General features: G+C 40.3%; 15 protein-coding genes. 8 read left to right on the top strand and 7 right to left on the bottom strand.

Annotated elements, in window-relative coordinates:
• Positions 1 to 144 precede the first annotated feature (144 nt).
• The 8 genes from yidC (at position 145) to QUB80_RS09965 (ending at position 6,856) form a co-directional block, all read left to right on the top strand.
• A complete protein-coding gene (gene yidC, locus QUB80_RS10000; protein ID WP_289789347.1) occupies positions 145 to 1,287 on the top strand; it encodes a membrane protein insertase YidC in 1,143 nt (380 codons plus the stop codon).
• A complete protein-coding gene (locus tag QUB80_RS09995; protein WP_289789346.1) occupies positions 1,287 to 1,805 on the top strand; it encodes a Jag family protein in 519 nt (172 codons plus the stop codon). The genes yidC and QUB80_RS09995 overlap by 1 nt, the downstream gene beginning before the upstream one ends.
• 206 nt (positions 1,806 to 2,011) lie before the next feature.
• Entirely contained in the window at positions 2,012 to 2,518 is a 507-nt protein-coding gene (locus tag QUB80_RS09990; RefSeq protein ID WP_289789345.1) for a YceD family protein, read from the top strand.
• A gap of 428 nt (positions 2,519 to 2,946) precedes the next feature.
• Complete coding sequence (locus tag QUB80_RS09985; protein ID WP_289789344.1) at positions 2,947 to 3,675, top strand: ABC transporter ATP-binding protein; 729 nt, start codon at positions 2,947 to 2,949, stop codon at positions 3,673 to 3,675.
• An 88-nt stretch (positions 3,676 to 3,763) separates the two neighbouring features.
• Positions 3,764 to 4,273, top strand: coding sequence for a Uma2 family endonuclease (locus QUB80_RS09980; protein WP_289789484.1), 510 nt, complete (start codon positions 3,764 to 3,766; stop codon positions 4,271 to 4,273).
• Between the two features lie 102 nt (positions 4,274 to 4,375).
• Entirely contained in the window at positions 4,376 to 5,023 is a 648-nt protein-coding gene (locus tag QUB80_RS09975) for a histidine phosphatase family protein (RefSeq protein ID WP_289789343.1), read from the top strand.
• A gap of 87 nt (positions 5,024 to 5,110) precedes the next feature.
• On the top strand, positions 5,111 to 6,136 hold the full coding sequence (locus QUB80_RS09970; protein WP_289789342.1) for a glucokinase: 1,026 nt from the start codon (positions 5,111 to 5,113) through the stop codon (positions 6,134 to 6,136).
• Between the two features lie 117 nt (positions 6,137 to 6,253).
• A complete protein-coding gene (locus QUB80_RS09965) occupies positions 6,254 to 6,856 on the top strand; it encodes a hypothetical protein (protein WP_289789341.1) in 603 nt (200 codons plus the stop codon).
• A gap of 55 nt (positions 6,857 to 6,911) precedes the next feature.
• Here QUB80_RS09965 and QUB80_RS09960 read toward each other — a convergent pair whose 3' ends face one another.
• The 7 genes from QUB80_RS09960 to QUB80_RS09930 all read right to left on the bottom strand — a co-directional run bounded on the left by QUB80_RS09960 (position 6,912) and on the right by QUB80_RS09930 (position 14,776).
• Positions 6,912 to 8,357, bottom strand: a complete 1,446-nt coding sequence (locus tag QUB80_RS09960; RefSeq protein ID WP_289789340.1) for an O-antigen ligase domain-containing protein — start codon at positions 8,355 to 8,357, stop codon at positions 6,912 to 6,914.
• Between the two features lie 36 nt (positions 8,358 to 8,393).
• Positions 8,394 to 9,359 carry a glycosyltransferase family 2 protein gene (locus QUB80_RS09955; protein ID WP_289789339.1) on the bottom strand — a complete coding sequence of 322 codons (966 nt, stop codon included), beginning with the start codon at positions 9,357 to 9,359 and terminating at the stop codon, positions 8,394 to 8,396.
• On the bottom strand, positions 9,356 to 10,387 hold the full coding sequence (locus tag QUB80_RS09950; protein ID WP_289789338.1) for a glycosyltransferase family 2 protein: 1,032 nt from the start codon (positions 10,385 to 10,387) through the stop codon (positions 9,356 to 9,358). Before QUB80_RS09950 ends, QUB80_RS09955 begins: the two co-directional genes overlap by 4 nt.
• 100 nt (positions 10,388 to 10,487) lie before the next feature.
• Positions 10,488 to 11,648: a glycosyltransferase family 4 protein gene (locus tag QUB80_RS09945; protein ID WP_289789337.1), complete on the bottom strand. Its 1,161-nt coding sequence runs from the start codon at positions 11,646 to 11,648 to the stop codon at positions 10,488 to 10,490.
• A gap of 35 nt (positions 11,649 to 11,683) precedes the next feature.
• On the bottom strand, positions 11,684 to 12,574 hold the full coding sequence (locus QUB80_RS09940; protein ID WP_289789336.1) for a glycosyltransferase family 2 protein: 891 nt from the start codon (positions 12,572 to 12,574) through the stop codon (positions 11,684 to 11,686).
• A 78-nt stretch (positions 12,575 to 12,652) separates the two neighbouring features.
• On the bottom strand, positions 12,653 to 13,618 hold the full coding sequence (locus tag QUB80_RS09935; RefSeq protein WP_289789335.1) for a glycosyltransferase family 2 protein: 966 nt from the start codon (positions 13,616 to 13,618) through the stop codon (positions 12,653 to 12,655).
• A 192-nt stretch (positions 13,619 to 13,810) separates the two neighbouring features.
• The gene (locus tag QUB80_RS09930; protein ID WP_289789334.1) at positions 13,811 to 14,776 is read right to left on the bottom strand and encodes a glycosyltransferase family 2 protein; all 966 of its coding nucleotides are present in this window, start codon (positions 14,774 to 14,776) and stop codon (positions 13,811 to 13,813) included.
• Between the last annotated feature and the right edge of the window lie 87 nt (positions 14,777 to 14,863).

The following is a 14,863-nucleotide window of genomic DNA, read 5'->3' as shown; positions in this document are numbered from 1 at the left end:
TAAATTAGATTCAGTTGGCCAATTTTAGAATTCGGACAAGCAATAACTATATAGCTAATAGCTGCTATTAGCCATTAGCCATGAGCTAGTTTCCAATCTAAAATCGGTAGTTAATTTACATAACCTCAGGTTGAATTCAGAATAATGGATTTTGGTATCGGGTTCCTCTCGAACAACGTAATGTTGCCAATCATAGACTTGTTCTACAGCATAGTACCAAGCTATGGATTGGCGATCGTTGCCTTGACATTGATAATTCGTTTTGCACTTTATCCCTTGAGTGCCGGTTCAATTCGCAATATGCGACGGATGCGAATTGTACAACCCTTGATGCAAAAGCGGATGCAAGAAATCAAAGAACGCCATAAGGACGATCCGCAAAAACAGCAAGAGGAAATGCTCAACGTCCAAAAAGAATTTGGCAATCCTTTGGCTGGGTGTTTGCCGCTATTGTTGCAAATGCCGGTGTTACTCGCCCTATTTGCTACCTTACGAGGTTCGCCTTTTGCCAGCGTTAACTACACTGTGAACCTGCAAATCTTTCCAGCAGAACAAATTGAAAGAATTCAACCCCAGGCTTTTGCTACTGCTCCCCAAAACATCTATATTGCCGATGGAGAGCATATCAAGGTGAATGCTATTGTTCCTAGCGGCAACAAATTAGCGGTAGGAGAGACAACTAAAATTCAATATCAAACTCCTGAGGGCAAACCATTTCAATCAGTTTTAGCTGAACACCCAGATGTAAATCTCATTCCCCAATGGAAAATTACCAAAGGGGAAGAAAGAGTGAAAATTGATGCGGAAGGAAATATAGAAGCCTTACAGCCAGGAGATGTGACTATTCAGGGAACAATTCCCGGATTAGCAGCAGATAAAGGATTCCTATTCATTGATGCCTTGGGTAGAGTTGGCGCGATCGATCCTGATGGCACAATCCATTGGGATATTGTGGCGATGGTAGTGATGTTTGGCGTTACTCTTTACATCAGCCAGGTGCTTTCTGGACAAAATTCAAGTGGTGGCAACCCGCAGCAAGATACGGTTAACAAAATTACTCCCGTGATTTTTTCTGGGATGTTTTTGTTTTTCCCCTTACCAGCTGGGGTGCTGATGTATATGGTAATTGGTAATATTTTCCAAACTTTACAAACCTACATCCTCTCTCGCGAACCCCTACCAGAGGAACTGCAAAAAATCGTAGATACTCAGGAGAAAGAGGCAGAAGTACAACAAAAAACGCTGCCGTTTGAACCAAAAAGTTCTAAGAAAAAGGCTACAGGTTAATGATGACCGATAGTCGTATGCAACGAGGGCAGCAGTGGCTAAAAACTCTGCTGCAATTAACTGGGATCAATACTAATATTCAGGTTGAATTAGAATCACTTGCAACTGGCGAGGGTGAATCTCAAGAACCCGATAGCTTCTGGTTGACGATTGACGAAATCAATTTAACACCAGAGCAAATTCAGGTATTAATTGGCCCTGATGGTACAGTGCTAGATGCTATTCAATACTTAGCGAATTCTATTCTCAACTTGAACCAACCCCATGAGGAACAAGCCTCATACACAGTTGAACTAAACGGCTACCGCGTCAGAAGACAAGCGGAAATTCGAGCGATCGCTATGGGAGCAGCCGAACAAGTACGTACAACAGGCGCAGAAGTGGAAATTAAATCTCTTAGTTCAGCTGAACGTCGCCAAGTTCACACCTTTTTAAAGGACTTTAGCGACTTAGAAACTTTTAGCCGAGGTAAAGAGCCACATCGCAATTTAGTTGTACGTATGGCATCACCTGAATAATTAAGTAGTTGAAGGTTGGAAGTTGGTAGTTAATAACTAACAACTAACAACTAACAACTCATACATTTTCTCGCAATCAAAATATACGGATTTCCGTATTTATCAGCTATAAAACTAGATCCCAAATAAAGTTAGACTAAAGAAGTACTATCGGCATTTTTGTCGATTATTAGGCATAATTCTCGTGAGATTGTCTCACAAATCCTATGGACGCAATTTATATTCCGCAGCTAACTAAAGCGCCGGAGCGGACAGAGGAGATTCAGGTGAAAGAGTTTCTACCCGGTTTGGAAACCTTAACACCAGTTCGCGGTCGCATTCGAGTACGGCATTGTGGTAATTATTTAGAGGTGTTTAGTCAGGCAGAAACAATTATGACTTGCACCTGTAACCGTTGTTTGCAAAGCTACAATCATCGCTTAGTGGTAGATACTTCTGAAATCATCTGGTTAGATGAAGCTGTAGAGCAAGAACAAGCTTTCGTCTTGGAGCGAGAAATCGCTGTTGAAGATTTAGTGGAAACTTTATCACCATATGGGTATTTTGACCCTAGCGAATGGCTTTACGAGCAAATGTGCCTGGCAATTCCCCAACGCCAACTGTGTGATAAAAATTGTCAGGGTATTCAACCAATTAATAATAGCAATTCCGAACAGCTTTTAGACCGTCGTTGGTCTTCTTTGGAAGCATTGAAAAAACAATTTCCTTCTTAGCTATTTGTGCTTGCGTAATTACTGTCAGGGGTGCGTTAATGTAGTTTAACGCACCCTTGATTGCTTTATATTTAGCTCAACCTTCGCCATAATCCAACACCCTAGAAAGGTGCCGCTATACATATACGCCCTCTGGGCAGCTACTTATCCTGCGGGAATCCCTACGTAGAACAGAAGCCACTACTCTATGAAAAGCCGGACTACATCCGTCTACGTGTCTACCCGTAGGGTACAAAGACTGCCCCCGCAGCTTGTAAGTTTCAAGTCCACAAAGACGGTCTCCGGGAAGCCGCCTACGGCGTCTATGTTGGTTTAGCTTCAGGCTTACAGCCTGTAGGCGTTTCTATCCCCCGATTTGTAAAATGACTTTCTTTTGCCTTTAGTGATGTTCCAAAATTGAAATAATTAAAGACCTAGCTATATACAGAATGAACACAGAGATTGAGAAATATCCTATTTTGGCAATTAAAAATTTATGCGTTAATTATGGGGGCATTCAAGCTCTGAAAAAAATTAATTTAGTTGTCAATAATGGCGAAGTAGTGACGCTCATTGGTGCAAACGGTGCAGGTAAAAGCACCACCCTTCGCGCTATCTCTAAGATAGTAAATCCTCGTAGCGGTGAACTTATTTACAGTGGCAGAAATATTATTCGTCGTCAACCTCACGAAATTGTGCAATTAGGTATTGCCCATTGTCCAGAAGGCAGAAGGGTATTAGCACGGCAAACTGTTTATGATAATTTACTGCTGGGAGCTTATATTCGTTCTCATCAGGCAGAAGTAAAAGCTGATATTCAGCACCAATTTGAACTATTTCCGCGTTTGGCACAAAGACGTCATCAACTAGCAGGAACTCTCAGTGGGGGTGAACAACAAATGTTAGCGATCGCCCGTTCGTTGATGAGTAAACCTAAACTTTTGCTTCTAGATGAACCGAGCTTGGGTTTAGCACCAGCAATAGTTCGAGAAATATTCACCATCATTGAGAATTTACGCACAACAGGTGTAACCATTTTGCTTGTAGAACAAAATGCCAATCTTGCTCTACAAATTGCAGATAGGGGATACGTTTTGGAAGCAGGCAGTATCACCTTAACAGGTGCAGCATCGGAATTAATTACTGATGAGCGAGTTAAAAAAGCTTATTTAGGATAAATGAAAATAGTTTTATAGCCTTAAAAAATTAGGGAGGCGAATCTATATGGTACAGTTACCAACGACAACCCTAACTTTATAAGAGTTTATCAAGCTGCCAGAGACTAAACCAGCCAGTGAATATATTAACGGACAAGTAATTCAAAAACCAATGCCTCAAGGTAAGCACAGTATTATTCAGGGTGAACTAATCAGTGCCATTAATTTTGTAGCGAAGCCAAAGAAAACTGCTCTTGCTTTTCCAGAATTACGGTGTACTTTTGCTGGGCGTTCAATTGTACCAGATGTAGCAGTTTTTGCTTGGGAGCGAATTCCTGTAGATGAAAATGGAGATAGAGCGAACGTATTTCAAGCCGCTCCTGATTGGACAATTGAAATATTATCGCCAGAACAAAGTCCGACAAAAGTTACTGGCAATATTTTACATTGTCTAAAAAATGGCTGTCGTATGGGTTGGCTAATCGATCCAGATGAGCGATCGCTTTTGGTTTTTCCACCAGGAAAGCAACCAGAAATTTTCCAAGCAGAACACGTTATATTAACTGTTCCAGATTTAGTTAGCGACGTGAAATTGACTGTGGGGCAGTTATTTGGATGATTGAAGTTGTAAACTTGTCAAACTCTTTAAATCTTTGAATTTCCCAACATGAGATGATATTTATTTTGCAGCCCGCAAACTTATCCACTTGGGAATCAATCCATGAGTCAAATCATCTGGATCGCAAGACACGCCAATCGCCTTGATTTTGTTAACCCAGAGTGGTTTATAACAGCAGAACGACGCTACGATCCACCTTTATCTGAAGATGGTTTTTTGCAAGCACAACAGTTAGCTAACCGCCTAAAGCAAGAAAAAATTACTCACATTTTTGCTTCTCCCTTCCTCCGAACAGTGCAAACGGCGAACGCTGTTGCAGAGGTGCTGGATTTACCAATTAAGTTGGAAACAGGTTTAAGTGAATGGTTGAATCCTGCTTGGATGGCAGAAGAACCCAAAAAACTGTCAACAACGCAATTAGCAGAACTCTTTCCCCGGATTGATGTTAGTTATACGCCGCGCATTGCTGCTAACTATCCCGAAACTCATGAACAAGTACGAGCACGCTCTGGGCAAACAGCTAGATGTCTAGCTGCGGAATTCTCTCCACAAAATATCTTGCTAGTGGGACATGGTGCATCGGTACAAGGTGCAGCAATGGGGTTCGTAGGAGAAATTGCCTTAACAGAAGTTAAAGCTTCTCTGTGCAGCTTAGTAAAAGTTGTACGCCAACACCCAGAATGGTTTTTAGAACTTAAGGGAGATACATCTCACCTTACACAGGTAGAAGAATTTGTTCGGTTTAATTAATAAATATAGTGGCTAGTGGCTAAATCGCAATCAGTCACTAGCTATGATTAGCCATCACAAAAACCTAAGTTGATTTTGCTACACATTATGTCACTAATATTAGCAGGAGACATCGGCGGAACAAAAACTATTCTGCGACTGATGGAAGAGTCAGAAGGACAGCTTTTACGTACCATAAGCGAGGAACGTTACCTGAGTGGAGATTATGCCGATTTAGTACCGATAGTACAAAAGTTTTTGGCAGCAATTGATACTCCAGCACCTCAAAAAGCGTGTTTTGCGATCGCAGGGCCTGTAGTTAACAATACTGCCAAATTGACTAATTTGGCTTGGTTTTTGGATGCTGAACGTCTCCAAAAACAACTAAGCATTGCTTCTGTCTCTTTGATTAACGATTTTGCTGCCGTTGGCTATGGTATTTTAGGATTAGAACCACAAGATTTATATACTCTCCAATCTGGCAAACCAAATCCAAATGCACCGATTGCGGTGATTGGCGCTGGTACTGGCTTAGGGCAAGGGTTCTTAATCAAACAAGGAAGCTACTATCAAGCTTTTCCTTCCGAAGGTGGGCATACTGACTTTGCCCCTCGTACAGAATTAGAATTTCAACTGTTGAAATATCTATTGGATAAACACGATATCCAGCGCGTTTCTGTAGAAAGAGTTGTTTCGGGTTTAGGAATAGTTTCCATTTACGAATTTATGCGCGATCGCAAAATTACTGAAGAATCACCAGAGATTGCCGCGATCGTCAGAACCTGGGAACAAGAAGCAGGAAAACAAGAAAAAAGCGTTGATCCAGGTGCTGCAATTGGTACAGCTGCCGTACAAGGAAGCGATCGTCTTTGCGAAGAAACAATGCAACTATTCGTAGAAGCTTACGGTGCTGAAGCAGGAAATCTTGCTCTTAAACTTTTACCTTACGGTGGTTTATACGTTGCTGGTGGCATTGCTCCCAAAATTCTACCTCTCATTAAAAAAGGAGAATTTCTTTTGAATTTCACTTACAAAGGCAGAATGCGTCCTCTTTTAGAAGAAATACCAGTGCATATTGTACTAAATCAGCAAGTAGGGCTGATCGGTGCTGCTATCTACGCTGCTAGGTTATAGCAGACAATTTGGGTGAGCAATCCTTCCTAGACAATTTTACTGGTGCTACTGTGCATACCGCTAGGTTATAAAAAACTAGCAACATACGTGATCTCAATATATATAAAAGCAAAAACTATGACAAAAAGAGTGTTTTTGCCCTTAATTATCGCCACTTTAGTATGCAGTGGATTGCAAAATGTCGAGGCACGCCCACCCAGACATCAAAATTCTAAGACCAAGCCAATTATTACTCAACCAATTAAATCACAATGGGAGCTATTCACTGCTCCAGATGGTAGCTTTTCTGTTTTAATGCCAGGAAAGCCAAAAATCATTAGCCAAACCCAAAAAACTTTTATGGGAGAAATTGACTTGCAATTATTTGTTAGTCAACCAGCTAACCAGGAAGTGGCATACATAGTGGTGTATAATGAATTTCCCTATAGCTACGGTCAAATGACTAATCCCCAAGCAATACTTAGCAATGCTAGGGATATGGCTTTAAAAACTACACAGAGTAATTTAATCCGCCAACGTACAATTCGCAGTTCCAACGGTCACCCAGGTAAAGAAATCGAGTATGTAAATGCTGGTGGTAAAATTACTAAAAACAGGATGTATATTGCTGAGGGGCGCTTGTATCAAGTCATGGTTATTACTACTAAAAAACAGCGCAATACCCTATCCAAAACTCTAAATGGATATTTAAATTCTTTTCAAGTAGTCTTGAAAAGATAATTATATTTTTAGGGACATTGTTGCTTTTTGCCATGTCCCTTCTCACTGGGCAAATCTAGTGAAATCTAGAATTCCTTTGCTGCACATAATTTTGATGCACGTAATATTTATGCCCAGCCATAACAATAGCTAAGAATCCCCAAAGAATCATACCGGAAACACCTAGCATACCACTACCAATCGGTAAGGATGCCACACAAGCAATACCAATCGCGCGTGCGGCAGCCATAAAAGGATCGACGCGAGTTTCAAAATATTGAAATACTTGAAACAAAAGCAGAATTAATCCACCTAGATAAAAGACAGCTCCAAACCAACCTAAAGTGAAAAACATATCCAAAATTCCGCTATCAATCACAATTGGTTCTAGGAGTCCTTTTTCATTAACAATAAAAGTATTTCCAATTCCGTTTCCTAAGCCATTAGTCAAGGCTTTCGTAAGTCCATCTTTATAAATTTCTTGCCGAATCTGGGCGCTGTTATCTTTTTCTAAATTAGAAAAAGTTTCTAATCTTTTGCTGATTACCCCAGAGAATGGCTCCATATTAGCCAATGGTACTACACAAACTGCCATGACCAAAATAGTTACCATCAAACGCATTTGAATTTTCGGCTTTAGTGAAGAAAGTAGGCTCAGTAATCCTACTAACCAAGCTCCCCAAATACTTCGTACCATTGTTAGCAAGAATGACAAGTAACCAACCGCAGAGGCAGGAATACGTAAAACATCCTTACTATTGAATAACAACAGCAAACCAGCCATCATCGTAGTCGCAAAAGGGCCTGGTGATGCCATCGTACTCCAAACACGAATACCAAAAGGTTCAGGATCACCAAAACTTGTGAGTTTCGTGCCGATCAGCCAAAATCTATCCCACTCAGGAGCAATCAAAAACTGTACCACTCCATAGATTCCTGTTACCAAAACTCCCCATAGGAATGTGCGGACAATGTTTTGGCGATGTCGAGGATAATTTTGCCAGGTTATGAATATGTAGAAAGCAAAGCTAATAGGCGTTAACCAATCTAAAAGTCCTCTAGCGGCAGTAAAAGGTGTAGTTTTAACTAATCCAATTAAATAACCATACAAAACACCTAGAAAAGCTAATATAAAAGGCAAACCACCTTGACGATATGACCGAGGAAGGTTTTTCAAGGCAGTGTGCATGGTAATCAGTGTTACCAAGTATTGCGATACCAGTATGAAGCGAGTGCTATCAAAGCTAGTGCGATAATCAATTAAGCGAGCAACAAGAGGTGTAAGAAACCAAATCCACCACAGGAAACCCATGTAAAGTGTGGGGTATCGCAAATAAAGGAAAATGCCTACAGCGAAAGAAACCACTACATACCCTGGGCGAAAAATGGAGCCAGCGCCTACGGCAATGCAAGCTACCGAAAAAAGTACTAGTCCCAGGATTGCTAGCCAACCAAAAAGAGGTGGATTTTCTGGGGCGCTTTCTGCAAAAGAATTATTGAAAGTTACCTGCCTGTGAATCACTTAGTATCTCCAAAATCAAAGACTATATCCAAAAGACTACTGACTAGTGTTCACTTTTGCTGATTTTTCCTGCAAACACTGTTGCCAACTCCGCAAACCTGAAGAGCGCCCCCGCAACGATGCTAGCCACTTTCTTTGAGCTAATTTTCCTTCTTTAGGTAAAAATCGCAACCACTGTAATAAACCCAAAGCCTCTTGAGTACCCACTAATACAGCCCACAGCATAAATATGACACGACGCACAGGCGCAAAGTGTTCCAGCAATACTAAGGTTTCATTGTGTACTGCATTTATTAGTGCTACTTCATTCAATCTGTCTCGCTTATCCTCGTCAAAACGTTGTGCGGGATAGTGATCTACTGCGATCGCTGGATCGTAAATTAGTTTCCAACCATTTCGTTTTAGCGCCAAGCATAACGCCATTTCAAAATGAACTTGTGCGCCTGTACCCCACATTCGGTGATCAAAGCCAATTTGCGCGATCGCACTCCGACGATAACTCATGTTTACACCCTTGAGGATGTCTACCTCGCGCGCTTGCCCAACGCCTCGATGATGATTCCCAATGACACGTCCGAACCACTGGACTTTACCTACTATTGCAGTATCGGGATCATCTAGTAACTTATTTTGAAAGTACACCCAATCACGCCCACCTACACCACCCAAGTGCTCATCTGATAAATAGTAAGTTTCGATACGTTCTAGCCAATTGGGATGAGGTGCCGCATCATCATCCGTAACGGTGATGATATCGCCTTTGGCAGCATCAAGTCCAGCATTGAGAGCGGCAACAACTCCTGGAACATTGACTGTTATAGTACGTATTGGTAAAGGGTTAAAATTTGATTCTTTAAGTAATGCCCAAGTATCACTGTCAGTATTCCGTACTACCACTAACACTTCATCAGCAGGACGAGTTTGCAACTTCAGCGCTTCTAAACAACGAGTTAAGTCTTTGGGGCGACGATAGGTGGGAACGATGACGTTGATTGCGATCATGGACGGGTAACTGCATTCACTCTGGAAGTATTCTTCAATCTGCTCAACCATCCTTTGACCATTCCTTTTAACTCTAATTCTGTATGGTGCAGCCATTCAAAGAAAGGAGCTAGACCTAAAGATAGTACAAATAGACGTAGCCGCAATGCAGGTGAATCACCTAATTGTTTTAGCAATGCCACCAGTTCTGCCCGTTCTTGTTGGTCGTAAATGGGCAAAAAACAGTATGCTGAATGTAAAATAGCAAACTTCCGGCGCTGCCTTTCCAGCACTGTCGTATCCCAGCCTCGGTTTACAAAAGCAGGTAACAAGCTTTCCTCAAAGATTCTGATGTAACCTTTCAATTGCAGATGTTTGCGCTTAGGACGTACTTTTTTAGCGTCAGTCCATACTCTATAGCAAGCTAAAATTTTATCTACATAAACATTGCCATAGCCAGATGCTGGGATTCGGACTGCAAGGTCATAATCTTCAACAAATTCTGGGCGCTTGTCATAATAGTTCAATTCTTTTAATACTTTGCTTCTAAACATACAGATATTTGCCGCAACCCGATAACCAGTAACTGAGGCTTGTAAGGCTACATCAGCATCTTGAAACTCCTCTTTTCTGGCTACTCGCCCAACTGAAAGATTTTCCCCTTTTTCGTTAATTTGTTGGATAGCAACATGGGCATAACCTGCTTGGGGATATTTCTGCATTAGTGGAACTAAAGTCTCCACATAATTTGGCAGCAGAACATCATCGGAGTCCAAGCGGACAATAAATTCAGTTTGCGGTTGGCTCAACAGCCAAGTGTTATTGGCGGCAATACCGACGTTTTTTGGCTGCCGATAATAGTGCATCTGCGGATATTGCTGGCATAGCTGTGCCATTACTTCAGGTGTATTATCGGTACTGCCATCATCTGAAACCCACACCTCTACATTTGGGTAAGTTTGTTGACACGCACTCCGTACTGATTCTGTCAAATATTGTGCTTGATTGTAAGTAGGTATGCAGATAGCAACTTTTGGTAATTCTTGCATAGGAATAACTTTTCAAAGGTATGTACTAAGACTGATTTTTATATCAAAAAAGCTAGTCAATAAAAATATACGAAAAACAGATTAATCTATATTTCCTACTTCAAACTTTACTAGATGAACTTAACTCTTCAAATAAATCTACATAACGTTGTGCCATTTGATCCCAGCTATGATTTTGGGCGAGCGCTCTAGCAACTTTGCCCATTCGCTCACGTAAAGCGTGATCGCTTGCCAAAGCTAACAGTGCTTGTGCCAAAGCTCCGGCGTCATCCGGATCTGGTAAAACTATCCCTGATTCTGGCGTTACTAATTCAGCAGCTCCTGTTGTCTGGGCTGTAATCACAGGTAAACCACAAGCCATCGCCTCAATCACCACTAATCCGAAAGGTTCATAACGGGAAGGGAAAACGAGGAAATCTACTGCTTTCATTAGCTGTGGCACATCATAGCGAAGTCCTAAAAAATGTACGCGATCGCTTAATCCCAGTGAGTCTGCAAGTTGAAGATATGGGCTGCCTTCTGTAATTCCCGCTACTGCCAAATGTAATTCGGGAACTTTTACTAAGGCTTGCAACACCGTATCCAAGTTCTTGCGAGGAATTCTAATGTCTCCTGCAAACAGTGCTAAGGGAACTGCATTAGGAAGCCCCCAGATTTTGCGATCACTAGTACCTGGTGAAAACTCCTGCAAATCAACACCATTTAAAATCACCTGCAAGCACTCTGGCGCTACACCAATGTTTAATAAATCTTTGGCAATCTGATTAGAAATTGCCACAACTATTTTTGCCTGACTAAAAGCCTTTTTTTCCCAACGTGCATTTGCAGCTGTGTATAGCCATTGGTAAAAATCATATAAAACTCCGCGTGGATTCAGCAAAGTTATAAAAGATTTGGAAATAGACACTTTCGGAGAGAATTTTAGCCAAGAACTATGCACAAAATGGACTGCATTAACATCTGCTGGAAACACTGTAATTGCACCATTAGCTTTTACCAGCTCAATCTCAGACCGATGTTGACGTAACCAAATTGCACTCCGCCAGGAAAATATCATATTACGGATAAATTCTGTAGGCCACCTCTTCACTGAAATACGAATCCACTTAACTTGGCTATTTTCCTGTAATTCCGGGGCTACTTGGCTTGCTAGTAATGTAACATAGTAACCTCGACGAATAGCCTCCCAGGTAATTTCATAATTTACCCGACCTTGGCCATCACCTTTGATAACATTGTGGGTAACAATGCAAAGTTTCACGCTTAAGTTTCCCTAATTAATTATTATGTAAATTTTCAAACACTAGATGGCAACAATAACCTTTGGATTCGAGAACGACGCAGAATTTCTGGCCAAGCTTGGATAGCTTTTCGTTGTAACAGATATCTTGTCATCTGTACAAAATACAAAATTATAAAACCTAGTAGGTTCAATGGATTAGGAAATAAATCTTTATAGCGTTTAATACCAATATAAAGCCTAGCCGCTTCTATATATAATTCATAATTACTCAAACCACCAATACCAGATGTACCCACTTCAAGAATGCTATTTTCACCAATACATTTTGCTTTTAATTCCGAACAATATAAAATCTTATAACCACGCTTAATTGCTCGCAAACAAAGCTCTGCATCTTCATAGCCAAAAAATATATTTTCATCCCATTGTTCTTGAGTAAAAAATTGTCTAGGGAACAAAGCGGCATGAATAACTACAGTTTGAGGAATATCTTTAGTTGGAGAAAAGTGACCTTGAAATGTAAGTTTGGCAGGTAAGAGTTGATTGCCGATTTCATCATTTTTATGACGACTGGTACCTGTCAAAATAGTATATTTTCTCTCTTTAATTGGCATTTGATTATATCTGTCTATAGCAAGTTCAATAAAATCTGGCTCAACAGAAATATCATCATCTACAAAAGCAACAAAATCGGTTTCGGACTCTGGAATTGCATTCACAGCATTATTGCGGTTGCCACAGACGCCAGTTCGAGGTCCTAAAATATAACGAGTCCCTGGATATTTTTGGACAATTTGCAGATTTGCCTGCTGTACTTTCTCTTCAGGCGAATCATCGGAGACTACTACAATATGAGGTTTAACTTTAGAACTCCACAAAGCTTCCAGACAAGCATCAAGTTCTTTTGTACGATTTCTTGTTGTAACACAAGCAGATACTCGCATTGATTTTACCTATATATAAATTGCAATAAATTAATCTTCTAGATATATGGAGCAAACTTGGATATTTTCTGTAAATATTTAAAATCTTGCTGCTACCTTTGTAGGAGTAAAACTTAGCATTAGTGCAGCAATTGTCCGTAAATTTAACTTTTGGCGCAAAGAACGCCAAAGATAAGGACGTGCTTGTTTAACTTGTTCGGCTCGCATTAAGCCAATTCCTAAGGTTGTGCTTACTTTAACCCATTGTTGACGAAAATATGGTTTAAACTCCTTTAGTTTTTCATCTTCCATAAAACACTGAAAACAAAACATATCTGCTTGAGCTTTACGGATTTTTGCCTGATAGTTTTGCCTACCACTAAGCATTGTTTCTGTTTCTTCATGTCTCCGGTATCTAGTTAATTTTCCCGGATAATAATAAGCTCCCATACCTGTAGAGCAACACAGATAAGTTAAGTAAATATCCCATGAGCCGCCTACTTCTACAGGAATCTTATCCCAATCTATAACCTCTCTACGAATGACAGCCGCCATTGCTGTAGCTACCGCTTGATCTACTAAGCCAAGCTTGTAGAATGGTTGATAAACACCTTCTTGAAGATTGGCTCTTTGAAATAACTTTGAACAATGCTCTGTAATCTCATGATTAATTTCACCCTCAGCATTGATCACATAATGATCACAAAAAGATAAAACTAAATCAGGATTAGCTTCGAGGGGAGGAATAAGCTTTTCTAAAAAGTCTTCTTCCCAAAGATCATCATCAAGTAGAGTAGCTAAGTATTTTCCACGCGCCATTCTAAAGGCTTTCATAGTGTTGCCGAACATTCCTATGTTCGTTTCATTGCGCGAAAAACGAATTCGCGGATCTTTAAAAGAATCCACAATTGCTTGTGGATTTTCCGGACTACAATTATCAGAAACAATAATTTCTATATTTTTGTATGTCTGGCGAACAGCACTAGTCAGAGCTTGCTTGAGATACTCTGGACGATTATAAGTTGGAGTGATAATACTAACTAGAGGTTTAGTAGTTATATCCATACGAATATTTACCTAGAATTGAATTATTAAAAAACTTAATTAAAGTGTAAAAATAAATGGTTAATCAGGCATATATATTTTGTTAGTTGCTTAACTGTTTATTTATCAACATATTTTTCCTCATCTCCATGCACGCCGAATATAATTATTAAATTCCTGTAGGCTGCCCACCCATAATTCGTTTTTACCTTACTAGACTACTGTCTCATTCACGCTAATATTAGGATGAGTCAGCAATTTAATACTCTTTATCCAAAACCGCACCAGATAATAAACTTTTTCCCACAGACTATAAAATCGCCATCCCAATATCAAGTTTGAGATGGCTAGAACTTCTTTGGTATCCCATTTACCACGTCTATAAAAGTTTGTACGCCGATATTGGAGATTTCGAGATAAATTTACTCTGTAAGGATGACCAATTTGTTCCAAAAATTCGTTAACGTATCGGTTGGTCATCTCAATTTCTGCTAGTGCTTGCGCTTGTTCACTTTCACTTGTGGAAGATTTAATGAAGTGATTAGCACCGTGAATGCGATAACTCCCCAAGACTTGATTCAATGTTTTAACTTTGCCTAAAAAGGCAGTGCAGTATATTAGACAACCATCTGCACATAAACGCCATTTGCTACAGTCAATAGGAAATACTTTTTCCAAAGCTTTACGTTGATAAGCCAGTCCAGAGGTGGGTGGGAAACACCAAGCATTACCCGTGTCTATAATTACTTGTGCTAAATTTTCATCCAGTAACTGACCGACGCTAGAACTACCATTGACAATGTTGCCATTACCATCAATGTTGTTCAACAGATGCATTACTCCAATTACCTCAGAGCTCTTGAACTCTTCTACTATGCGCTCCAATTTTTGCGGATCCCACACGTCATCAGCATCTAAAAAGGCGATAATATCTCCACTAGCAGCTTCAAATCCAGTATTAAACGCTGCCCCTTGCCCTTGGTTTGGCTGGTAAATCGCCTTAATTCTATCGGGTGCTGTTTGCTGTAACTGGGCAATCACTTCACGGCTATTATCTTTGGAACCATCATCCACTAAGATGATTTCAAAGTTTAGATAGGTTTGTGCCAAGACAGAATCAATAGCTGTTGGTAAGTAACGAGCGTAGTTATAGTTTGAAATAATGACGCTAACCTTCATTTTGTTTAATTGATTATCGATAGGGTTTAAAGATACCTTTGCTAATTTTATGATGCTGGTATTATTTATGACTTAGTTGGGAGAAAC

The organism is Chlorogloeopsis sp. ULAP01 (assembly GCF_030381805.1).
Classification (GTDB): Bacteria; Cyanobacteriota; Cyanobacteriia; order Cyanobacteriales; family Nostocaceae; genus Chlorogloeopsis.
Note: the sequence above shows the minus strand (reverse complement) of the source record. Positions and strands in the feature narration are given on the sequence as shown.